At 31.1% G+C, this 26,196-nt stretch carries 13 protein-coding genes; 10 read left to right on the top strand and 3 right to left on the bottom strand.

What is annotated here, in order from left to right; translation table 11 throughout:
- Positions 1–480 precede the first annotated feature (480 nt).
- From U9R42_13315 to U9R42_13350, 8 genes are all read left to right on the top strand, one after another.
- Complete coding sequence (locus U9R42_13315; protein ID MEA3496999.1) at positions 481–2,073, top strand: S8 family serine peptidase; 1,593 nt, start codon at positions 481–483, stop codon at positions 2,071–2,073.
- A 19-nt stretch (positions 2,074–2,092) separates the two neighbouring features.
- On the top strand, positions 2,093–2,788 hold the full coding sequence (locus U9R42_13320; protein ID MEA3497000.1) for a hypothetical protein: 696 nt from the start codon (positions 2,093–2,095) through the stop codon (positions 2,786–2,788).
- An 11-nt stretch (positions 2,789–2,799) separates the two neighbouring features.
- Entirely contained in the window at positions 2,800–3,945 is a 1,146-nt protein-coding gene (locus U9R42_13325; GenBank protein MEA3497001.1) for a glycosyltransferase, read from the top strand.
- 6 nt (positions 3,946–3,951) lie between these two features.
- Positions 3,952–4,725: a glycosyltransferase family 2 protein gene (locus tag U9R42_13330; protein ID MEA3497002.1), complete on the top strand. Its 774-nt coding sequence runs from the start codon at positions 3,952–3,954 to the stop codon at positions 4,723–4,725.
- 102 nt (positions 4,726–4,827) lie between these two features.
- Positions 4,828–5,844, top strand: a complete 1,017-nt coding sequence (locus U9R42_13335; GenBank protein ID MEA3497003.1) for a Gfo/Idh/MocA family oxidoreductase — start codon at positions 4,828–4,830, stop codon at positions 5,842–5,844.
- A complete protein-coding gene (locus U9R42_13340) occupies positions 5,844–6,305 on the top strand; it encodes an acyltransferase (protein MEA3497004.1) in 462 nt (153 codons plus the stop codon). The genes U9R42_13335 and U9R42_13340 overlap by 1 nt, the downstream gene beginning before the upstream one ends.
- Entirely contained in the window at positions 6,302–7,405 is a 1,104-nt protein-coding gene (locus U9R42_13345) for a DegT/DnrJ/EryC1/StrS family aminotransferase (protein MEA3497005.1), read from the top strand. The genes U9R42_13340 and U9R42_13345 overlap by 4 nt, the downstream gene beginning before the upstream one ends.
- A 176-nt stretch (positions 7,406–7,581) precedes the next feature.
- Positions 7,582–13,950, top strand: coding sequence for a PKD domain-containing protein (locus tag U9R42_13350; protein MEA3497006.1), 6,369 nt, complete (start codon positions 7,582–7,584; stop codon positions 13,948–13,950).
- Here U9R42_13350 and U9R42_13355 read toward each other — a convergent pair.
- Both U9R42_13355 and U9R42_13360 read right to left on the bottom strand, forming a co-directional pair.
- Positions 13,947–14,699: a methyltransferase domain-containing protein gene (locus U9R42_13355; protein MEA3497007.1), complete on the bottom strand. Its 753-nt coding sequence runs from the start codon at positions 14,697–14,699 to the stop codon at positions 13,947–13,949. The two genes, U9R42_13350 and U9R42_13355, sit on opposite strands and share 4 nt — an antisense overlap.
- Before the next feature lie 8 nt (positions 14,700–14,707).
- The gene (locus tag U9R42_13360) at positions 14,708–17,221 is read right to left on the bottom strand and encodes a YfhO family protein (protein MEA3497008.1); all 2,514 of its coding nucleotides are present in this window, start codon (positions 17,219–17,221) and stop codon (positions 14,708–14,710) included.
- A 108-nt stretch (positions 17,222–17,329) separates the two neighbouring features.
- On the opposite strand from U9R42_13360, the gene U9R42_13365 reads away from it, so the two are divergent.
- Together U9R42_13365 and aroE are read left to right on the top strand one after the other, a co-directional pair.
- Positions 17,330–18,271, top strand: coding sequence for a DUF368 domain-containing protein (locus tag U9R42_13365; GenBank protein ID MEA3497009.1), 942 nt, complete (start codon positions 17,330–17,332; stop codon positions 18,269–18,271).
- A 38-nt stretch (positions 18,272–18,309) separates the two neighbouring features.
- Positions 18,310–19,065, top strand: coding sequence for a shikimate dehydrogenase (gene aroE, locus U9R42_13370; protein MEA3497010.1), 756 nt, complete (start codon positions 18,310–18,312; stop codon positions 19,063–19,065).
- Positions 19,066–19,516: 451 nt separating this feature from the next.
- Here aroE and U9R42_13375 read toward each other — a convergent pair whose 3' ends face one another.
- Complete coding sequence (locus U9R42_13375; GenBank protein MEA3497011.1) at positions 19,517–25,954, bottom strand: PKD domain-containing protein; 6,438 nt, start codon at positions 25,952–25,954, stop codon at positions 19,517–19,519.
- Positions 25,955–26,196 lie beyond the last annotated feature (242 nt).

Raw genomic sequence — 26,196 nt, forward strand, 5'->3', positions numbered from 1 at the left:
TCATGCTTTGTGATTCTTACTGTCTTAGAGCCTTCGTGGCTAATTATCAATATCTTGCCACAAAGACACCAAGGCACAAAGTTACACAAAGATTTTGGTGTCATTTCTTTTTTCTCATTGTTAATTACTACAATGTTGATTATTAATTTATTGTATTTTACAAGTCAGGAAATCTGAATATTTGTTTTTCAACGATTCGATTTATCATGGTAACCAATTTTCTGTAAATACGGGCACTGCGGTGTCCGTATTTGCATGAATACGGGTAGCGAAAGTAACAATTTTAATTAAAAAACACAATTATATTAATGTTTTTTTTGAAAAGCTGAATTAACAAAAATAAAACTGTCTGAATTTATTCGAAGACTTGAGTTTTTGGTTCTTTTTTTTGTCAAGAAAAAAGAACAAGAAAAAGATACTTCACTGTTTACAATTATTCCGTTATTTTTGCAATAAATATATTTATTAAAATTTTTAATTATGACTAGAAATATCCTATTAAGATCAATAGTCTTAGGTCTTATTCTTCTTATAACTCTTAATGTTTCAGCTCAAAATAAATATTGGGTTTTTCTTTCCGATAAAAACAATGTGGAATTTAATCCTTACGAATACTTTGACCAAAAAGCAATAGAGCGAAGAATTGACCAAGGATTACCAATTTATGATATTACAGATATGCCTTTAAACAAAGGCTACGTAACACAAATTGAAGAGATTGCAAATGATGTTAATTTTCAAAGTAGATGGTTTAATGCACTCTCTATTGTTATTTCAACAGAAGAGCAGAAAAATGAAATTCTCAAACTACCTTTTGTCAAAAAAATCACAAAATCAGAAACTTATTCTTTGATTTTTGCCACTTATTCAAACGAAATAGATGATGAGGTTGATAAAGATAAGGAAATGATGCATATGAAACAAACCGAAAGAATGGGAGGGAAATTATTTGAGAAGAATAATATCAGAGGAAAAGGAATTCGAATAGCAGTATTTGACGGTGGTTTTCCTCAGGTTGACGAACATCCTGCATTTGAACATTTAAGAGAAAATAAACAAATCATAAAAACTTATGATTTTACCAAAAAGGAAGAAAATGTTTATCATGGACATAAGCATGGAAGAATGACACTTGCTTGCATTGGAGGTATTTACAAAGGTGTGAAAATAGGACTTGCTACTGAAGCGGAATATTTACTTGCCAGGACAGAAATTAATACAGAACCATTTTCAGAAGAAGAAAACTGGCTTGCAGCAGCAGAATGGGCAGATAAAAACGGAGCAAATATTATTAGTAGCTCCCTTGGTTATGGGAAAAATAGGTATTTCACAAGCAACATGAACGGTAAAAACAGCCTCGTTGTAAAAGCAGCAAATATGGCTGCAAGAAAAGGAATTCTTGTTGTTAATTCCGCAGGAAATGAAGCTACTAAAAGTTGGAAAGCTATCATCACTCCCGCTGATGGAGATAGTGTTTTGACAGTTGGAGGAATAGACCCTAAAACGGATTATCATATTAGTTTTAGTTCCTATGGACCAACAGCCGACAAGAGATTAAAACCAAACGTTTCTGCTTACGGACATGTTGTTACAGCAGGAAAAGAAGAGTTAACAACTGTTGACGGAACATCTTTTTCTTGTCCTCTTACTGCCGGTTTTGCAGCTTGTGCATGGCAAACAAAAAAAGATTTTTCCAACATGGAACTTTTTAAAGAAATTGAAAAATCAGGACACTTGTTCCCTTATTTCGATTATGCTCACGGCTATGGAATTCCACAAGCGAAGCATTTTGTTAGCAAAATAGATAATCCACCAAAGCAAACTTTTGAATTCAAAAAAGATGAAGAATCATTAAAGGTTATTGTTTTACCAAATGTTGTTAATCAAACTGAATGGTTAGTTGCAAACACACTATTGTTTTATCAAATTATTGATACAGAAGGAATGATAAAAAAATATTTTGTAGTAAAAGTTGAACAAAATGAAGCATTGGAATTAAAACTAAAAGATTTCTCTCCAAACGAAAAAATAAAAGTTCATTTCAGAGGTTACACAAAATCAATTACCTTTTAAATTCAATAAAATAAAAAAAATGAAAAACATTATAATTTTAATAATAATTGCCTTTTTTACACTAAGCACACAAGCTCAAATTGTACTCTTTGAAAGAGAAACTGATGATTTTAGCGATGATGGTAAAAATGGTCCTAATCTTAGTAATTTTTCACATGCATATATGGGTTATGGAATTTTGCTCGGGACAATACAAGAAGGGGCAGACATAAGAATCCCCCATTCACAATACTTTCAAATAGGTTATAGATATAAAAAAAAGCTGTTCCAATACTTATCTCTTGGAACTGATATTCAATACAGAACAAATTATTTTTCATTAAAACAAAATAATACTAAAACATTAGTTGATACTGTTTTACACAAAAAGGAAAAATTAATCTTTAAACAAATTGAACTAAGTGGATTCCTAAGATTTAACTTTAGCAAAAGACGAGGAAATTTTATAGGCAATTATCTTGACATAGGTGCTGGCGAAAGTTGGACAATGAAATTAAGCCATAAAACAATTGATAAAACCAACAATTTAAAAACAAAGATTGAAGTAAATGGCTTTGAATATTATGAAGCATTTAACAATTATGTTTTTGCAAGAATCGGATTTAACAGATACGTAGTAACAGGCACCTACAGACTTTCAAATTTGTTCAAGCCAAACAGCAATTACCCCGAATTACCTGAATTTTCAGTAGGAGTTGAAATAGGGTTGTTTTAAATATTCCGATCATGACAAAAATTAAACTTTTAAAAGCTAGTCCATTTTACAATGTTTTCATGGATGACTTGTATCTAAAAAATCCAGGATTATCAGAAAAAGACTTCCAAACCCAGTATAAAATTATCATGGATTCCGCATTTTGGGAAGCTGATTTTTATAAAAAAAACCTTGAAAGAACAGGAAGATTTGAAGTAATGGATGTTGTGATGAATGCAAGTCATTTACAAAAACAATGGGCTAAAGAACACAATGTCAAATATTCTCAAAGCACTTGGATTCAGGATATCCTTGAAGCTCAAATTACCGAATTTAAACCTGATATTTTTTTTGCACAAGATTTTCCTCTAATTGAAGCTGAATTTAAAAAAAGAATTAAAAAGAAATATCCATTTGTAAAGTTGATACTTGCATGGGATGGTATCGTGCATAAAAGTTTATCAAAATTTGCTGAAAGTGATGTGATTATGACACCGGCAACTTTTATTACAGATTATTACACTAAAAGAAACATTAATGCCTTTACACTACCATTTGGTTTTGAAAAATCAATTCTGGACAAAATTAAACTAAACAGAAATAAATATGATACTTCATTTGTTGGAGGAGTTAGTTTATTTAAAAACGCACATTATTCAAGATTAAAACTGCTTAATCATTTGTCAAGAAATACAGATATTGAGCTTTTCCTATCAGGACTTTCAGGCTGGAAAATGTTTCTTGTTTCAGCTTTTCAAACATTCAAGCAAGGGAAAATTAAGGAATTTATTACAGCTATGAACTTGCAAAAAAATAACAAAGGATCATTATTTGGGATTGATATGTACCAAGCATTAGCAGATTCAAAAATTACTATTAATTCGCATATTGACCGTGCAGGAAAACACGCTGCAAATATTCGTCTTTTTGAAGCAACAGGAACAGGAACTTGTCTTTTAACAGACTGGAAAGAAAATCTATCGGATTATTTTGAAATAGATAAGGAAGTTGTTGCATACAAATCACCTGAAGATTGTGCTGAAAAAATAAAATGGTTACTTAAGAATGAAGATGAAAGAATAAAAATTGCAAAAGCAGGACAAAAGAAAACCCTTGAAAAATATAGTTTTGAAAATCGAATGAAAATATTTGAAGAAAAAATATCAAAATATTTATAATTAAAAATGGAAACTCAAGAATTGACTACTCCACTAATATCAATAATTACAGTTGTTTACAATGGTGCAACCGTTCTTGAAAAAACGATTAGTAGTGTCTCTAATTTAGATTATCCCAATATTGAATACATAATAATTGATGGAAAATCAACAGATGGAACTATTGATTTAATTAAAAAATATGACAATAAAATATCTCAATGGATAAGCGAAACTGATAAGGGACTTTACGATGCAATGAACAAAGGGTTAAAAATTGCTTCCGGAAAATATATTTGGTTTTTAAATGCAGGAGATACTGTGAACAGCAAAAATTCAATTGATATTTTAAAAACTAAAGTTGATGCAGATATTTATTATAGTGATACAAAAGTAGTTGATATAAAAGGGGATGAGATAGGAATGTTAAGTGAACTTACTCATAATGATGCACCAAAAGACTTAAAATGGCAAAGCATGAAAAGAGGTATGGTTGTTTGCCACCAATCATTTATTGTTAAAAAAAATATAGCTACGTTTTTTGATATTAATTATAAATTTAGTTCTGATATCGATTGGGTTATTAAATGTTTGAAAAATGCCGAGAAAGTAATTTATTCAAATCAGCCTTTTGCAAATTTTCTTAAAGGAGGAGTTTCAAAAGCTAATTTAAAAGAATCAATGAAAGAACGCTATTCTATTTTAAAAAAACATTTCGGTTTTATCCCCAATTTAACAAACCATTTTTTTATGGCATTGAGGTATCTAATTAAAGGAAGAAAAAGCAAACTTAACATTTAACTTTTCATTTTAAAATGAACTATTTGGTAATATCAGAAAAACAACTAATTTTGACCAATTAATAATTGTTCATTTGTAATAACAATAAAAAGTTTTTTAACAATGAAAAAAATAAATTTTGCAATAGTTGGCTGTGGAAGAATCAGCCATCGACATGCAGAACATGCTCAAAAATATGGTAATATCAAGGCAGTTTGTGACATAAAAAAAAATAGAGCAAATGAGCTGGGTAAAAAATATTCTTCAAATATTTATTATGACATTGATGAACTTTTTGAAAAAGAAAACGATATTGATGTCGTAGCTGTATGCACACCAAATGGCTTACATGCAGAACATACAATAAAATCACTAAAGGCAGGAAATCATGTTTTATGTGAAAAACCAATGGCTATAAATGTTCATGATTGTGGTTGCATGATTCAGGAAGCCGAAAAAGCTAACAAAAGATTGTTTATCGTTAAACAAAATCGTTTTAACCCACCAATAAAAGCGTTAAAAGAACTTATTGATCAAAAAAAGTTAGGCAAAATCTTCAATGTTCAACTAAATTGTTTTTGGAATAGAAATTCTGAATATTATTCAGATTCTGATTGGAAAGGTTCAAAAGAACTTGATGGTGGTATTTTATTCACACAATTCAGCCATTTTATTGATCTTTTATATTGGATGATAGGTGATATTAAAGAAGCTATTTCATATTCGGATAATTTTAAACACAAAGAAACTATTGAATTTGAAGATACTGGAGTTGTAATCTTAAAATTTTTTAATGGTGTTTTAGGAACAGTGAATTATACTATAAATAGCTGTACAAAAAACATGGAAGGTTCTATAACAATATTTGCAGAAAATGGAACAATCAAAATTGGAGGGCAGTATCTTAACGAATTAGAATATCAGGACATTAATGGGCAAGAAATTAAAGACCTACCGCAAGGAAATCCGCCAAATAATTATGGAAAATACGTTGGCTCAATGTCAAATCATGATATGGTTTATAAAAACATTAATGATGTATTAAAAAATGGTGGAGTTATTTCAACAAATGGTTTTGAGGGATTAAAAACTGTGGAAATAATTGATAAGATTTATTCAAGTGCAAGAAAAAACAGCTAATGGAACCAGAGAAAGTACAAATTGGAATAAGAAATGTTGAGTTTGGAAAAAATGTAAAAGTTGTTGAACCAAGTAATTTATATGGCTGCAAAATAGGTGATAATACCTTTATTGGTCCTTTTGTTGAAATACAAAAAGATGTTGAAATAGGTAATAATTGTAAAATTCAATCACATAGTTTTATTTGCGAATTGGTTTCCATTGGTAATAATTGTTTTATTTCTCATGGAGCAATGTTTATAAATGATACTTTCACAACAGGCAAGCCTGCAGGAGGAAATAAAAAACTTTGGAAGCACACAAAAATTGGAAATAATGTTTCAATTGGTACAAATGCAACAATTTTACCTGTTAATATTTGCAACGATGTGGTAATAGGTGCAGGAAGTGTTGTAACAAAAAATATTCTTGAGCCAGGTATTTACATTGGCAATCCTGCAAGAAAACTAACAAATAAATGAAAATAAAATTTTTAGATTTAAAAGCACAATATCAATCAATAAAACGTGAAATTGATAAAGCAATTCAAAATGTAATTGAAGATACAGCATTTGTAAAAGGCAAATATGTTGAAGAATTTGAAACAAACTTTGCTAAAGCAATTGGCATAAAACACTGTGTTGGTGTTGGCAACGGAACAGATGCAATTACAATAGCATTAAAATCATTGGGAATTGAAAAAAATGACGAAGTAATAACTGCTGCAAATTCCTTTGTTGCAACATCGGAAGCTATAACAAATGCCGGAGCAAAAGTAAGTTTTGTTGATTGCCAACCTGATACTTACACAATTGACACATCAAAAATTGAAGAAAAAATAACAACTGATACAAAAGCAATTATTCCTGTTCATTTATATGGTCAACCTGCCGAAATGGATGAAATATTAACAATAGCAAAAAAACATAATTTATTTGTTATTGAGGATTGTGCACAAGCACATCTTGCTGAATATAAAGGCAAAAGAGTTGGCTCTTTTGGCAATATTTCAACATTTAGTTTCTATCCCGGAAAAAATCTTGGAGCCTACGGAGATGCAGGAGCAATTGTAACTAATAATGATAAATTGGAAGAAAAAGCAAGAATGTTTGCAAATCATGGACGTATTGCAAAATATGATCATGAGTTTGAAGGATACAATAGCCGCATGGATGGAATTCAAGGAGCAGTTCTAAATGTGAAACTAAAATATTTGGAGCAATGGACTAATGCAAGAAGAAAAGTAGTTAGTCAATACAATGAATTATTAAAAGAAAACAAAAACATAATTACACCTTTTGAAGCTGAATACAAAAAAGCCGTTTATCATCTTTACGTGATTAGAACAACAAAACGTGATGAATTACAATCGTTTTTAAAGGAAAATGATATTGCCTCAGGTATTCATTACCCTATAGCTTTACCCAATTTAACTGCATATAAATATCTAAATTATTCTCAAAACGATTTCCCTATTGCCACAAAATATCAGAATGAAATATTGAGCTTGCCTGTTTATCCTGAAATGACAAATGAAATGATTGAATATATTGTTAAAACTATCAATAAATTTTATTCCTAAGAATATTTTTTACAACAAAATAATTTATATACCGATTACATTTGACATAATGATAACTCAATTATTGAAAACAATTTGGTAAAATTTTTTTAAGCTCCATTTTATTTGTATATTTGTTGTTTATATTTATGTGATGAATATTTTGATTATTATTACTTATATAAAAAAATAATGTGATGTTAAAAAATAAATTACCTCTCTTTTTTTTAGTCTTTTTTTTTATGTATTTCAATTCTGCATTTGCAATAAAAAGACCAATACAGAACTCCACATTTATTGAAAATAAAGGACAAATTATTGATCAATTTGGTAAAAACAGAAATGATATTAAATATCTACTTTCAAGTAATAGTTTCTCAGTTCATTTAAAAACAAATAGTTTTAGTTATGAATTTCAAAAAAAAATAAATAATGGAAGTTCAAATGATATAAAAAAGACTTCTTATGAATATCATAGGATAGACATAGAATTGTTAAACTGCAATGTTCAACCTGAGATTATTCCTGTTGGAAAAAATAAAGAATATTTTAATTATTATAATGTTGAATCAAAGCCAAATGGTATTACACATGTAAATACTTATAAAAAAATAATTTATAAAAACATCTATCCAAATATTGATTTGATGTTTTATTCAAAACATGAAAATGACAATTATATTTTCAAATATGATTTCATAATTCATCATGGAGGAGATATTAATTTGATAAAAGTCAAATACAATGGAATGGATAATATTTCTTTAGATGACTCATCCAACTTAGAAATAAAAACTCGTTTTGGAATTATTCAAGAACAAATTCCAATATGCTATACTGAAAGTAATGAAACCATTAATATAAAATTCAGCCTTAGCAAAAATATTGTTTCATATAAAAGTAAAAAAAACATTTATTTACAAACCTTATACATTGACCCAATTGTAAAAAGAGTTTGGGGAACTTATTTCGGTGGAAGTAGAAATGATGTAACCTCGGGTCTTGCAGTAGATAGTAATTCAAATGCAATAATTTGCGGAACAACAATATCATCAAGTAATATAGCAACATCAGGCAGTCATCAAGATACCTTTGGAGGATTTAGAGATGCTTTTGTAGCAAAATTTGACTCAACAGGTACACTATTATGGGCAACATATATTGGAGGAATTTATGAAGACAGAGCTTATGATATCACAACAGATTATGATGATGACATTTACATGACAGGATGGAGCTTAAGTTCAACCAATATTGCAAGTAATGGGGCTTATCAATCAAGTTTAGCAGGAGGAAGAGATGCTTTTATTATAAAATTATACTCCAACGGAACAAGAGCTTGGGGAACATACTTAGGAGGTAATAGTTTTGATGAAGGTGCAGGAATAATGTCTGACTTATCCAAAAATATTTTCGTAGTAGGTTGGACAGAAAGCACTTCAAATCTTGCTACTTCCGGAGCATATCAAACAACTTATGGTGGAGGTTCTAAGGATGCTTTTATATCCAAATCCGATTCATCGGGAAATTTAATATGGTGTACATATTATGGAGGAAATGATTATGAGCGTGCCAGAAAAACTTGTATTGATGATAGTAATAATCTTTTTATTGTCGGACAAACAGGCAGTTCTTCAAGCATTACCACTTCAGGTTCTCACCAGCCTATTTATGGTGGAGGATCAAATGATGCTTTTATTCTAAAGTTTTCCACTAACGGTAACAGACTTTGGGGCACTTACTATGGAGGAATTAGTGATGATAAAGGATATCAAATCACTTTATTAGGAAATTATTTTTATATTGTAGGTTTTACATCAAGTTCAAACAATATTGCAACCTCAGGAACTCATCAGCCATCCCTTTCAGGAGGTTTTGATGGCTTTATTGCAAAATTTGACCTTCTGGGAAATCGTAGCTGGGGAACATATTACGGTGGCACTAATGATGATTTAGCAAGAGCAATTATTATCAATCAAAATGCTAGCATAATAATAAGTGGTCAAACAAAAAGCACTTCAAATATTGCTACAAACGGAAGTCATCAAACTACAATAGGAAGTTATTACGATGGGTTTTTAGCAAAATTCAATAATAATGGCACTCAAATTTGGGGGACATATTATGGTGGAAATGGAGATGATTACTTTGCACGAAAAATGGCATTGGATCCAGAGTTCTATATCTATACTACAGGAGTTACTGAAAGCACCTCAAACATCGCCACATCAGGTACTCATCAAACAACTTATGGAGGAGGTACAGATGCTATGGTTATTAGATTTTGTGACCAGCCAATAATCATCAGAAATCCAGGAGATCGTTCAAAATGCGAAAATGATTCTGTTGAATTTCATGTTACACTTGATGGATCAGGTGCAAAATATTATTGGTATAAAAATGGAAATTTAATATCAGGTGAAAATGACAGTGTCTTATCTATAATGAATCTTCAAATTTCTGATTCGGGAAATTATTTTTGTATTATTAGAAGTCAATGCTTAAATGGAAGTGATACCTCTTTCATAGCTCATTTATCTGTTTATCCCACTCCAAATATTAACCTTGGAAATGATACAACTATTTACAGTTCTCAATACTTATTAAACGCTTCTTATTCCGGTGCTTCATATTTATGGCAAGACAATTCTACCGATTCAACTTTTCTTGTAACACAAAGCGGAACATATTGGGTTAAAGCTTCAATACAAAACTGCCATACTTTTGATACAATTAATATCTCTATGCTTATTCCACAATTTACACCCTACCCTTGCCAAGACTATGTATGGGCAATTCCTGCTTTTAGCAATGGTGACGAAATAGCAAGAAGATTAATAATGGACACATTGGGAAATAGCTATATTACAGGTTATTGCGATGGGAGTACATTGAAATTAGGGAAATACAGTTTGACTTCCAAAGGACAAGACGATGCTTTTATTGCTAAAATTAACAAAAAAGGAATTGTAATTTGGGCTAAAAGATTTGGTGGGTCAACTAATGACCTAGGAAAAGCATTAGCTTTTGATACTTTAGGAAATATTTATTTCTTTGGTTCTTTTTACAGTAACTCAATATCCTTTGGTTCAACAACTTTATCAAACAATGGATCCGAAGATTTATTTCTGGTAAAATTAGACACACACGGAAGCATTATCTGGGCTAAAAGCTTTGGTGGTTCTTTAGAAGAAGATGCTTATGGTGTATCAGTTGACCAATTCAATAACGTTTATATCGCAGGGCGTTTTATCAGTTCAACTATTACATTCGGAACACAAACAGTTACGAAATCAGGGCTTGGTGATTTGTTTTTTGTAAAGCTAAATTCCTCGGGTAATACAATTTGGGTTAATCATATTGGTACTAATGATGATGACAGAGCAATCTATGTTCTTCACGATAATAATGGTGATATTTATATTTCAGGACGTTTTGAAAGTACTTCATTAACATTTGGTAGTACTACATTAACAAATTACGGACCTCAGGGAACTACAGATTTTTATCTTGCTAAATACAACAATTCAGGACAATTTGCATGGGTTGTTCAAGCAGGAGGTAATGATAATGACGGATTATTTGGAGCTGATATTGACCAGTATGGAAATATTTATGTTACAGGACAATATTCAAGTTCTACTATGACATTTAAATCAACTAATTCAGCAACTGCATCTATTTCAAACAATGGAGGAAGAGATGTTTTTATGGCGAAATATGATTCTACAGGTAAAATTAGCTGGGCAAAAAGTATTGGTGGCAGTTTAGATGAAAGAGGAACTTCAATTAGTGTTAATGATATTGGCAGTTTATATTTAACAGGTTATTTTAAAAGCAACTCTGTTTCTTTTGATTCGGAAACTCTAACAAACAAAGGTGGTTCGGATGCTTTTATAACTAAGTACGATTATAGCGGAAATGTTATTTGGGCAAAAAATATTGCAGGAACAGGAGATGAAGAAGGTCGAAGCATTAAATCAGACAATAAGGGAAACTTAACATTAACAGGCTGGTATTCCAGTCAGCTACTTGAATTTAATGACAGTATTAGTTTAAATAATTATATAAATAATGATGTTTTTATTGCCAGAATAGAGCCTGTTGTTATTACATCTTTTACACAAACAAATCTGGATTGTGAAAGTGATAGTTCTGCAAGCATTGACCTTACAATAGATTGCGGGGTTCCTCCATTTTCTTATCATTGGTCAACAGGAGATACCACAGAAGACCTTTCTAATTTACCTGCAGGAAAATATTCTGTAACAGTTACAGATTCAATGGGGCTTAAAGGATATGAACAAATTACAATTAATTACATTGAAAAGCCACTTGATATCGGAGAGTCAAAACTACTTTTTTCACTTAACGATGATTTAATAGCATATTATCCTTTTGATGGAAATACAAATGACCAAAGTGGAAATAATCATAATGCAACAAATCATGGTGCTACTTTAACAAACGGAATTTGTGGGCAAGCATATAGTTTTGATGGCAACAATGATTACATTGAGACATCCTATCATCCGGATTTTACACCGGAAAAACAAAGCTGGACATTATCCGCTTGGGTAAAAGTACCTTCCTCAAGTGTAGGTTCTAAAAAAATTATTGAGTGGTATCGTTGTGGAGTTACAAACTGTACAAATCAAGATTACGCAGGCTATCAAATACGATTTGATCCATCAAATAAAATAGATTTTAGATTAAGAAATAATACAACAACTACAGTAGAAAAAATTACTTCATCTATTTCTTATGCAGATAACAAATGGCACTTGGTTACAGGAATTTACGATCAAGAAGCCGATAGTATCTGGCTGTATGTTGACAAATGCCTTGTTGGTTCAAAAAAAATAGCAGACCTAACAATTTCAGATGGCGGAAATCAAATCCCTCTTGAAATAGGAAGGCAATATAGCACAACCAATTCTAAATCATATTTTGAGGGACTTATTGATGAGGCAAGAATCTATAACAAAGCTTTAAAGCCTTATGAAGTACGCTCCTTGTATCACAAATGTAAACCTCTTGGAATTGATGTTATTCATGCATTAGGATGTTCTGTTGATTCTTCAAAAATTACTTTATTTAATCCTGAATACAACGTTAGCTACCAATTAGTTTATGAAACAGATTCTTCTCAAGTTTCTACTTCTAAAAGAGGATTATGCCTTGACAGTCTCTTGCTTTTTACAGGTGCTCAGTTCGATACATTGGATATAAAAATTATTGCTACTCACGTAATTTCCGGATGTACTAAAATACTTGATACAACAATAATCAATCATTTTTCACCCTCACCTATTGGTGATTTTTCTGTAAACGATTCATCTCAATGTTTTAATAATAATTACTTTTACTTTACAAATAACTCAAGTATTTCCTCCGGAAATTTATCATACTTCTGGGATTTAGGAAATGGTACAAATGCGTATTCAAAAGATACAAATTATAGCTATCAGGATACAGGTAAATATATTGTTAAACTAATTTGTGTTTCAGACCATAACTGTAGCGATACAATTACAAAAGTAATTTCTATATACCCCGACCCTGATGTTAGCTTTAACATCAATGACAGTTCTCAATGCTTAGATAACAACAACTTTATTTTTACAACAACATCAGACACAAGCGGAATATCTTTTAAATGGTTTTTTAGCGATGGTATTACAAGTAACACATTAAATTTAACACGCAAATTTTCTAAAACAGGAACATATCAGGCAAAACTTATTGCTACGTCAAATTTTGCTTGCAAAGATTCTTTAACAAAAACATTTATAATTTCGGATGCACCACCGCCAGATTTTTCAATTAATGATACTTCTCAATGCCTTTATGGCAATGATTTTATTTTTGCAAATAATACAGATACATCATCAGGAAATTTATCTTTTATCTGGCGATATGACGATGGAACAAATGCTTATTCAAAAGATGGGAAACATTCATACGGGAGCATAGGAGGATATTTTGTTGAATTGGTTGTTATTGATAAAAACGGATGCAGAGATTCTATTACAAAAGCAATTAAAGTTCATCAAGGATCAATTGCTGATTTTGATACAATAATTGATAAGTGCTCAATGTCTGTTCAACTTGTAAATAAATCAATTGATGCAAGTACGTACTATTGGTCTTTTGGAGATGGGAATTCCAGCGAGGAAGAAAATCCTCTGCATCAATATTCGGAAGGTGGTGAATATGAAATATTCTTATTTACGGATAAAAATATAAGGTGTTCGGATACTACTTCAGTATTAATAAAAGTAAAAAATATCAACAACAATATTTTTATTCCAAATGTGTTTACGCCAAACAATGATGGTTTGAATGATAAATTCAAAATGTCAAGTATTGAATACGAATGCTTCCCATACACCTTGATGATATTTAATCGTTGGGGACAAAAAATTTATGATTCAAAAGATAGTATTGGAATACCTATTTGGGATGGAACATACAAAGGCAAACTTATTTCGGAAGGTGTTTATTACTATATTTTAATTGGAAATAATTTTAAAAGAAGTGGAACTGTAACTTTGATTCGTTAATCAGATTTTTCAGCATAAACAAAAACGTTTGTAGCGAGAAAAGGATTTTTTGTTAACTGTCCTTTAAATACTGTTTTTAGCATAAAATTCTTGAATTTACTTTCTTTTAAAACATCCAATGGTGCAGTCATTAGTTTAGCCTCTTTCACTTCAAAACCTGAATCTTTTAAAAGATTAACTATTCTTTTTTTTGTATAAATTCTTGCATTTGACCAACGTTCATGCAAAGGCTTTGGCAACCATGAAAAAAATGGAACTCTGTTCCACGATAAAAGCGGGAGCTTCGCTCCGTGAGTTTCAAATATCCACCATTTATGAGGAACTGTAATTGCAATTTTACCACCGGGCTTTAGCATGTCAAATAGTTTTTTTACGCTTTCTTCTTTTTTTAAATGCTCTATAACTTCAAAGCAAACTAATCTGTCAAATTTGAGATTAGTTTTTTCATCTTCAACATTCATTAAAATTATTTCACAATTATCGCAATTTCTTTCTTTCTTTATTTCTTCAAAAAGCTTTTTGTTTTCCTCAAAGATGTCAATGCCATAGCATTTATTAAAATACTCGGAAAGAAGAAAAACAGTATTTCCATTTCCGCAACCTACGTCAACAAGAGTTTTTTCTTTATCAAAAAATCCCGGAATTTGCTTAAGCAAATCAACTCTCGTTTTGACAAATAGGTCATTAAAATCAGCAGGTAAACCGATGTAATGACCTTCTTTAAATCTGTTTTTATCAACCTTTGACATCTGTATTTTTACTTATTTCCCTCTTTAATTTCCTCAACTTTGGATTTTATAAAATAATCTTTTTGGTAATAAAAAATTGAAGCAATCACAAGTAAGACTAAAATAATTGAACTTGTAAGAGAAATTTTACTGCCAATAAAATATGATTTCGGTTCAAACTTAAATTCAATATTATGTTTTCCTGCTGGAACTTTCATAGCTCGCAAAATATAATTTGCTCTAAAATGATTAACTAATTTACCATCAATATATGCGTTCCAACCTTTAGAATAATATATTTCAGAAAATACAGCAATTTGGTCAGTACTTGAATTTGATTGATAGTTTAGATGATTCGGATGATATTCTGTAAGAACAATTGAGGCTAAATCATTCTTTTTGAAAATAAAACCTTCAAACTGATTTGCAAATTTCTCATCAACAATAGCTGTTTTATCAGGGTCAAATCCCTTCATAGCATTTATTTCTTGGTCAGGGTTTTTAGCAAGTTTTATTTCTTCAATAAACCAAGCATTTCCAAGGTGATTTTTATTAAATATTATTCCTCTTTGCTCGGCTGAAGCAATAAAATATTTTGTGTTAAGCATATTATAAACAGGGATTTTTGCAGGGTCAATTTGTTTTCCTTCTCTCAAATCACTAATAAGAGCTTGTAATTCAGGTGTTAAGTGATGTTCAATCATATCCTGATATCTTGCCAATTTTGCTCCGTGATATCCACCGATAAATTTATGATAGTAAGCAGGTGAAGCATCATTCCATGGATTAACAGTTAAATCCATTACCCTATAATTAATATCTGGGTCTTGCAAAATAGCTTGGTCGGAAGCACGCATAGCAACCACTTCCTGATTCCTTCTTTGTTTTCTATGAAAATCATCTTTGTTAAAATATCTACTACCAACACCTACAAGATCTATCAAAATTACTAACCCAACAATTGCATAAAAATATTTAATTTTTAATTTTTCAGTGTAGTACAAATAAATAGAACCCGCAACGAGAAGAATAAAAATTAACGACCTAAGAGAATCTATTCTTAACATTCTTGCTCTATCTTGTTTCAAAACATCTACAAGCCAAGCATTATCACCTTGTGCTAATTGTTGATCGGCAACTCCTGAAAATGAAAATAATGAACCGCCAAAAAGAATAAAAACAAGTAAAATGCTTCCTACACCATAAAGCGAATATTTTAATGCCTTTTTAAATTCCATTAAAGGTACATCCTTTTTAACAATCTTTTCTAAGGTAAGCATTGATAATATCGGAACTGATAATGAAACAATTAACAGCAATGTCATTGGAACCCTGAATTTATTATACAAAGGAAAATATTTAAAAAACAAATCTGTGAGTACAGGAAAATTCTCTCCCATCGCTAAAAACAAAGCCAAAATAGCAGTTGCAAAAAGCCACCATTTTTTTCTGTCTTTAACAATGAACATTCCAAGTACAAACAAAAATATAATTACTGAGCCAATATAAATTGGACCTGAAGTGGAACGCATAGCTCCCCAATAAGTAGGCATTGATTTTATATAAGTTCTTGCTTGTTGCTGGCTTACACCTTTATTTACAAGTTCTTTAAATGTATGAGAACTTTCACTCAAAGCTTGAGCAGACGCACCACCTGAAAATCCCGGAACTAACAAAGTAAATGATTCTAAAGTACCGTAACTCCAACTTAAGGCGTAATCTTTTTCAAGTCCTTCACCATCTTTTTGTTTTTCTTTCAGGTCTGAGCCACCACGCATTGTAAGTTTTGAATATTCCTGTGTTGTCCACAAAGAAGTAATATTTACAGAAATAGCTAAAATCAACCCAATCAACATAGCTACAGATGCTTTGAAAAAATCCGGAAGTTGTTTTTCTTTAAATGCTCTTACAAAATCAACAATCAATAAAATCATAATCATTATAAAAAGATAGTAGGTTATCTGTAAGTGATTAGCTCTAATTTCCAAGGCTAATGCAATAGCCGTTATTATTAATCCGAGCAGATATTTTTTGCGTAAAGCGAGAATTATTCCACTAAGTACTAAAGGAGCAAAACCGACAGCAAGTCCTTTGGTAATATGTCCTGCTTCAATATTTATTAAATTATAGGAAGAAAAAGCAAATGCTACCCCCCCAATAAAAGCAAGCTCAGGACGTATTCGTAAAACCAACATAAAAATGTAGAAACAAATAAAATAGATAAAGAAACTACCGAATGGAGCAGGTAAAAACTTCAACTTTATAAAACGCATCAAATGAGTTGAAATATTATTAGGATACCTCATCCAAATTTGATAAGTAGGCATTCCGCCAAAAATGGAATTTGTCCACAAAATTGGTCCATCTGTTTTTTTTCCATAATCTGTAATTTCACTTTGCATACTTTTAGCCATTACAATATCGTGTTGTTTCAATACCTTACCTTCCATTGCCGGTGAAAAATAAAAAGCCATTATCACAAAAAAAGCAAGAATTGCTATAATATGCGGCACAAAATTTTTAAGGTTTATTTTTTCTTTCATAATAAATGTTGTCAATTAATTTTTAAATAAATACACAAACAAATGATTTATTAAATTTGTTTTGCGGGGTCAAAATTACTATAATTGTATCAAAAAATTAATATCAAAATGATAACAGTAATAAAGAAATATCTAAATATTTTATTAAAAGGCATTGGAATGGGTGCGGCAAATGTTATCCCCGGTGTTTCGGGTGGAACAATAGCCTTACTTACAGGGATTTTTGAAAGACTTATAAATGCAATAAAATCATTTAATCTAAAAGCTTTCAAATTATTTTTTACAGGAAAATGGAAAGATTTCGCAGAACATACTGATTTCAAATTTTTAGTTTCAGTTTTTGTAGGTATCGCTATTGCAATATTAACTCTTGCTAAATTGTTGGAATATCTTTTTGAAAACTACCCTGTTCTTGTTTGGGCATTTTTCTTCGGATTAATATTAGCCTCCGTTTATTTTATAGGTAAAAGAATTTCAAAATGGTCGTGGCAGGTAATAGTCATTTTTATTTTAGGTGTGGCTTTAGCAATTTCAATATCAGTTTTAAAACCATCAAAAGAAAATGACTCTGTAATTTATTTGTTAATCAGTGGTGCAGTAGCTGCTTGTAGCATGATACTCCCTGGATTATCAGGCTCTTTTATACTTTTACTAATGGGCAATTATCAACTTGTAATGATAGACTCAATAAATAATCTTGATTTTAAAATATTAATTCCTGTAGTAGTTGGAGCCGGAGTTGGACTTCTCGCATTTTCATACATTCTTTCATGGATTTTTAAAAAATACAAAGACCAAACCCTTGCTATTTTAACAGGTTTTATACTTGGATCATTAAGCATTCTTTGGCCTTGGAAACAAACTATAGAAACTTATATCGACAGACACGAAGTTATAAAACCTTTGGTTCAAAAGAATATTTTACCAAATGCTTATGCAGAAATTACAGGCGAAAGTTCTTATCTTTTCTTTGCTATTGTTTTAATGATTGTTGGATTTGCAGTTATTTGGATTATGGAAAAATCTGCTGAAAAAATTATTGATGAATAATTTCAATAACAACTAACAAACAAAATAATTAACTTAAAATGAAAATATTTGGACTAATAGGCTATCCTTTAGAACATTCATATTCAAAAAAGTATTTTACACGAAAATTTTCCAAAGAAGAAATAAACAATGTTATTTACAATGAATTTCCAATCAAAGATATTAGAGAACTTAGATCTTTAGTAAATCAATATCCTGAACTACAAGGACTTAATGTTACAATTCCTTTTAAAGAAAAAGTTATCCCCTATCTTGATAAAATTGACCATGTTGCAAAAATAATTGGGTCGGTAAATACTATTCAAATTGACAGAACAAATAACAAACCCCAACTAACCGGATACAATACGGATTTTTTTGGTTTTGAAAAATCCCTTTTACAATTAATTAAAAAAGAAAAGCCCCAAAAAACCCTGATATTCGGAAGCGGAGGGAGTTCAAAAACAGCACAATTTATTTTAAACAAATTTGAAATTGAGTTTCAAATTGTTTCACGCAAGGCGGGCGACAACCAACTTTCCTATGAGGATGTTGACAAAGAAATAATTGATTCTCATAAATTAATAATTAACACAACTCCTTTAGGGATGTATCCTAATATTTCTTCATTTCCTAAAATTGCATACGAGTATCTTACAAACAGCCATTTTTTATTTGACTTTATTTACAATCCATCTGAAACGACTTTTTTAAAAAAAGGAAAAGAAAAAGGAGCAAAAGTTCAAAACGGATTAAAAATGCTCTACCTACAAGCAGAAAAATCATGGGAAATTTGGAATAAGGATGAGGAATGAGAGGTGAGGGGTGAGAGGTGAGGGGTGAGAGGTGAGAGATGAGAAGTGAGAGGTTAGTTAATTACCGATTTTCACTTTTTTAATAAACCTAATTTAAGTTATATTGTAGCGAAAATATCGAATAATGAACAAGGAATTATGAATAATGAAATTTGTTGATTACAAAAACTGCTCAGCGTCATCTTTTTACTTCAAAATTCTTTATTCCTTGTTTCGCAACCGCTAAAGCTACAGCGAACGTGGTCAGTATTCATTATTAATAAATACGACACAATTAAATTTTTAGGATAATTTTATGAGATATTAAAAACTGCGAATCTGTCTTTGGCAGATGTAGTCTTACTTCTATTACACTTAGCATGTCTTCGACAGACAAAGTCTGTGGCTTTTATATTCTGCAAATAATTTCAAAAAAGCAAATACACAAATCAACACATCATCAATAAAAAAATTACCTTAACAAATGAACTTTACCATCAAATACTTTATCTCCTTCTGAAAAGAGTTTTACTTGTACAATCCAATAATATAATTCATTCTCACACAAGCTACCTTTATATTTTCCATCCCATCCTACCTCAGGATTTGTTGATTCAAAAATTCTTTCACCCCATCTGTCAAACACAACAAAACGATATTCTTTTGCCGAATAACCATACATTTTTGGAATAAAAATATCATTCAAACCATCATTATTTGAAGGGGTAAAAGCAGTAGGAACATATATTTCGCCCTGGCTATCAATACGAATTATGCTCATTCTTGTTAAAGTATCTTTGCATCCTTTATCGCTAATTCCAATAAGCGTTACATCATGATATCCGGGGAAGCTATAAGTAACATCAGCATTCTCATTATTTGACACAAAATTCCCATCAATATACCATTCATAAGTTTCGGCACCTAAGGATTTATTCAACAAATTTATTAGCGGATTTGGCAAATAAGCTATTTCAGGAGTTACATCAAAAAATACCGTAGGTTGAGGATATACATTGATAATTTGCATTTTTGTAATATTTGTTGTTCCAATATTATTTGAAGTAATAAGTGTAACATTGTAAGTCCCCGGCACTTTGTAAGTATAAACCGGATTTTTCAATTTTGAAGTATTTCCATCTCCAAATGACCAAATCCATGCTGAAGCGTATTGCGAAAGGTCTTCAAAATGAACCTCTAACGGAATACAACCATTGTTCGGTTGAAATGAAAAATCAGGAATAGGAACAGGAGGCACAACCCTAACTTTGTGTGTTGCCGTATCATAACAATGGATATCATTGACAATCAAATTGACATAATAATTTCCAGTATCAGGAAATGTATGAACAGGATCTAAAGAATTATCAGAATAACCGTCATCAAAATCCCAATGGTGATAAAGTGTTTTTTTGCTTAAGGTATAAAAACTAAAAGTACGGTTTGGGAAAATAACAGTGTCTTTGTTGGATATAAAGTTTGCAGAAGGAACTTCCCAAACCTGTATATTTTTTGTCAACTTGAAAGTATCGCTACAATGATTGTTGGAAGCTATTAATCGTATAGAATAATCACCATGTTTATAAAAAGTATAGTCAGGATTTTGTACTGTTGAAGCATTACCATCTCCAAATTCCCAAAGCCAAAACAAAGCATCTGATGATTGATCGGTAAAAGACACCCTCAATGGAGCACAACCTGTATCATAGGTTTGATAGTAAGCATTCACGGATTTAAAAACAGTAATAGGTCTTACAAAAGAATCTGTGCAACCATTTATTGTAATAACTTTTAAATTTACCTGATAAGTAGTATCAGCAAATCCAGCTTGAAAAATATGAGAAGTATTTCTATTCGTATCATTTTGGTTGTTACCAAAATCCCATTCGTAATTATCTGCAAAAACAGATTGATCGTTAAAATTAATAAGCAAAGGTTCGCAACCTTGAATTTTATTTGTAGAAAAAAGAGAGACAGGATTTTGCCATACAGTAATATTATTTTTCAGATCAAAAGTATCTGAACATCTGTAGTTAGAGGCAATTAAGGAAACAGAATAAGTACCCGGATTAGAATATAAATGATTAGGATTTTCTGCTGTTGAAGTTTTACCATTACCAAAATCCCAAAGCCAAAAATTAGAAAAAGATGATAAATTCTGAAATGTAATATCAGAAGGTGCACAGCTACTGTCTGTTGTATTAAAATAAGCAGTTGCCGCCTTATAAACATCAACAGACCTTGTTATTGAATCTGTACAAGCTTTATCTGTAATAACAGTAAGTTTTATAGTAAACACAGTGTCTTGTATTGGAGTAGTAAAGCTATAATTTGGATGTTTTGCTCCAGACAAACTTCCAGATTCAAAATACCATAAAAAGGAATCTGCATAAGCAGATTGATTTGTAAAGCTTACATTTAAGGGTTCACATCCTGCACTATTATTTATTGCAAATTGAGCTTCAGGACTTTGCCAAACTTTTATGGCATCAATTATTTCAAAAGTATCTTTACAACGGTAATTAGAAGCAACTAAGGAAACAGAATAAGTGCCTGCTTGAGAATAAATTTGTGATGGGCTTTTTTGTGTAGATGTGTTACCGTTTCCGAAATCCCAAAAGTAATTAGTAGCATAAGAAGATGAATCAATAAACTGAATTGCCAAAGGCGAACAACCACTGTCAATAGTATTAAAAAAAGCAGTTGCAGACTTGTAAACATCAATTGATTTTGTCATGGAATCTATACAGCCATGAGTTGTTAAGGTTATAAGCTTTACCTGATAGCTTGTATCATTTTCTGCGGTGGTAAATGAATGCAATGGATGCAAATTTGCTGAATTTTGTAAATCTCCAAAGTCCCAGTAGATAGAATCAAAATTTGAGGATTGATTTGTAAAATTTATTGCAAGTGCTTCACAACCATTATTTTTATTAACAGTAAATGATGCATCAGGATTTTGCCAAACTTTAATATTGTTTAGCATTCCAAAAGTATCTTTACAACGGTAATTAGAAGCAATTAGTTGTACTGAATAAGTTCCGGCTTGAGTGTATATTTGTGAAGGATTTTGCAAAGTTGATGAATTTCCATTTCCAAAATCCCACAACCAGCTATTTGCAAAAGATGAAGAATCAATAAATTGAATATTCAATGGAGAGCAGATGCTATCACTTTGATTAAAGTATGCTTGAACAGATTTATATACGTTTATTGTTTTGATAAATGAATCAATACATCCTTCATTTGTAAAAGCATAAAGAACAACTGTATAGGCTGTATCCATATTAGGAGTTGTAAAAGTATGCAATGGATTTGTTAGAGTTGAAGTATCTCCATCACCAAATTCCCAGTAAAAAGAATCAGCAACTGTAGAATAATTTGTAAAATGAATTTGTAATGGTTCACATCCTTGGTTTACATTATTTGTAAAAACAGCAATAGGATTAGGATTAACTTTAATAACATTGCTTAAAGTCAATGTATCGGAACATCCTTTTTGGTTTGTAATATGTAGTGATATCGAATAAGTTCCGGGATTTGTATAAGTATGTGTTGGATTTTGAGATGTAGAACTGCCACCATCGCCAAAGCTCCAATTCCAATAAGAAGCATTTGTTGACTGATCGTTAAATTGAATAACAACAGGGACACAAGCTGTATCGGATTTCGAAAAATTAGCTTCTACAATGCTGAAAACATTGATATTTTTACTGAATGAATCAACACAACCGTTATTTGAATAAGTATAAAGTTTTACAAGATAATTCGTATCCGAATTTGTTCCGGCAAAAGTATGTGAAGGATTTTCCAGCGAAGATGTTGTTCCATCACCAAAATCCCAAAAGTAAAAATTACCGATTATGGATTGATTTGAAAAATTGATAGCAAGTGGCGGGCAACCTTGAATCATATTTGATGTAAATAATGCAAATGGCGAAGGCTTTACTTTTATTTGAGTTTTAGCTGTATCATAACAATTATGTTCAGTGTAGGCAAATAATGTTAAATCATAAGTTATATCCTGAAAGAGGTAATTCCCAAAATTAAAATAAGGGCTTGTCGCAGTTGATGTATCACCTGAAGTACAGCTCCAATAAAAACTGTCTGAGCCAAGTGAATTATTGCTTGTCTGAACAAAAAGCGGTGAACAACCTGAATCAGGATTAATTGTAAATAATGCAAGTGCACGATGATAAATACTAATGTAATGTACAACAGTATCGTAGCATCCGTTTTTTTCTGAAATTAAAGTAACAACATAATTGGAATCCAAATAATTTACTGATTGATATGTAATTGAGGTGTCGCTTTGGTTTGAAGTTATCCCATTTCCAAAATTCCAATAATAACTACTTGCATTACTACTTGTATTTGAAAAAGAAACATTTAAAGGTTCACAGCCACTTGTTGTATTACTTACAAAAGCTGAAGTTGGAGACGATTTTATGTTAATGATAGTAGAATCTTTAGCTGAACATCCGTGATTATTAAAAGCAGTTAGTTTTGTATAATAATTCCCGGCAGAATTGAAATTATGCCAAAATGATGAAGTGTCGGAAGTAGCAAGTGAGTCTCCATCTCCGAAAGTCCAAAGAAAACTGTCTGCTGTAATGGATTGATTAGTAAATTGTATGCTGTCATAACTACAAATCTGTTGTTGGGAATTGCTGAAATTCACAACAGGATTAGGATGCACCATGCTGGTTTCCGAAACAGTATCAATGCAACCATATTCAGTTGTTACGATAAGTGTAATAATATATGTTCCAAAACTGGGGAAATAATAAGCTGGATTTTGACTTGTGTTATCAATAATTCCATCAGAATTGAAATCCCATTTCCAACTGATAATATTTTCACCGTCATTTGTTATAGAATGATCTACAAAATGAGTTTGATCACCAAAGCAAATAGAATCTGCTGAAAAGCTTGCATTTGGCGAGGAATAAACATTAACCACGTTTGAATCATAAGCAGAGCATCCATTATCAGCAATTATATAAAACCTGACTGAATAAGTTCCATTTGGAGAAAATGCATGAGTAGGATTCATAATATTTGTATCAGAGCCATCGCCAAAATCCCATCTTATAGAATCCACAGTAGTTGTGTTTAAAGTTACATTTCCTTGAAAAGCTATGTTGTTTGAATCACAAATATTAAAACCCGGTGAGGTAGCGTAAGACACCGCAGGAGATTCTTTAACAATTACCTGATGTTGGATAACGTCAAAACAACCATGTTCCGATTCAACTGTTAAAGTAACATTGTAAGTACCATATCCTAAATATTGATGTTGTGGATTTTGCTGACTTGATGTGTTCCCATCCCCAAAATTCCATGTATAATTTGAGATAGATCCATTGTTGGCAACAATAGTTGATTGATCGATAAAATTAGTTTGTTCACCTAAGCAAACTGTGTCGGCTGTAAATTCAGCCTCAGGAGGAAGATAAATTGTAACTGAAGCAGTTGACGAATCAATACCACAAATATTACTGTCAATAAGAACAACTTGATAGGTTCCTGTATCGGGAAAATTATGTGATTGAGGAAGAGGTAATGTTGACCAGCCTGTATTAATACCATCTCCAAAATCCCAGTAGTAATGACGAACTCCGGAATAACAATTCATTTGTGATGCAATACTTAAAATTGCTGTTGTGTCGGGATAACAAAGTGTCGTTGTTCCTGCAATATGTGCTTCATCAGTAGAAAATGCATTTACAGGTCCCCAAGTAGATTGAGTATTACCACATTCATTTTCAGCAGTAAGTGTAATATAAATATTACAAACCGAAGTATAATAAATATGTGAAACGCTATCACTAACATTTGAAGTATCAAAAACACCTGTTGTTCCATCCCCATAATCCCATGTAAATGTTGTATTTCCCGAAACATTTGATGATGAATTATAAAAGCCTGTAGTCATTGGTACGCAACCATTCTGACTTCCACTATGAGGACCACCGATTCCTACTGTAGGCACTCTTAAGTTTATAACTTTTCCATGAAAAAGCCTATCGCAACCATTTACATCTCTGGAGATAACAACAAAATCGTAAACACCTGTACTGTAATAAACATGTTGTAAAAAACCATTTGAATAGGGTAAAAGTGTATCTCCCGTTTCAGTGTTTCCATCTCCATAATCCACTACATAATTAAAAATTGTATCAGGTGAAGCAAATACTTGTGAAAAGGAATCAGGAGTTGTTATTAAATTAATACATCTCGACCAAGTAACATAATACTGTGGGGTTCCATTACCATCATAAAATCTTAGTGGATTGCCCCCATTTTGAACTGTTATTGTTTTTGAAATAGAATCTGCACAACCGACTTGATTGACTACCGTCAATTTTACACTATAGGAACCTGATGAATTATAAGACTGGGAAGCTGTATCTCCATAATTTGAAAGCGAATTATTATTTCCAAAAGACCAATTGTAAGAAGTATTTGAAGTAGTATTTGTTGAAGTACTCGAAAATAAAACCCTACTTCCTACGCAAATAGTGTCTGAAGTCATTGTGAAATTTGCAGAAGGTTGTGGAGATATACTAATATTTTGTGTAACAGTATCCTTACAATTTGATGATGTTACAGCAATCATTTTTATTTCATAATTTCCGCTTGTTTTTGAAATACTTGAAGGTGAAGCTAAAGCATAAGTTGTGTCAAATATTGAATTGTTGATTATCCAATAATATGTGGAACTAACTGATGCTACTCCTGTTGAAGTATTTGTAATTGAGATATTACTTGGAGAACCACAGCCGTTATTACTCATTGATATGGAATAACTTGTAGAAAGGTTATTACAATTCTGTGCAGATAATTGTATCTGCAACACCATCAATATAAAAATAATAAAAAGCTTGGAAGAGTAAAAATTTTCCATAACCAATATTTTAATGTTTAAACGAAAAAAATCTTTCTTTTATTGTTTCATTTATTTTTATAAAATTATTTAATAAACAAAATAATACAACTAAAATACTTAGTGTCTCTTAGGATATATTGATTAGAATCTCTTTGGGAAAATTCATTTTTACAAACTAATTTTTTTTTAATAATCGTTTTTCTATTCTTATTTATGGTTCTATGTTGATTTGAGTGGGGGGGGAATATTAAAGCCACAGA

This window comes from Bacteroidota bacterium, from assembly GCA_034723125.1.
Lineage (GTDB): Bacteria > Bacteroidota > Bacteroidia > CAILMK01 > JAAYUY01 > JAYEOP01.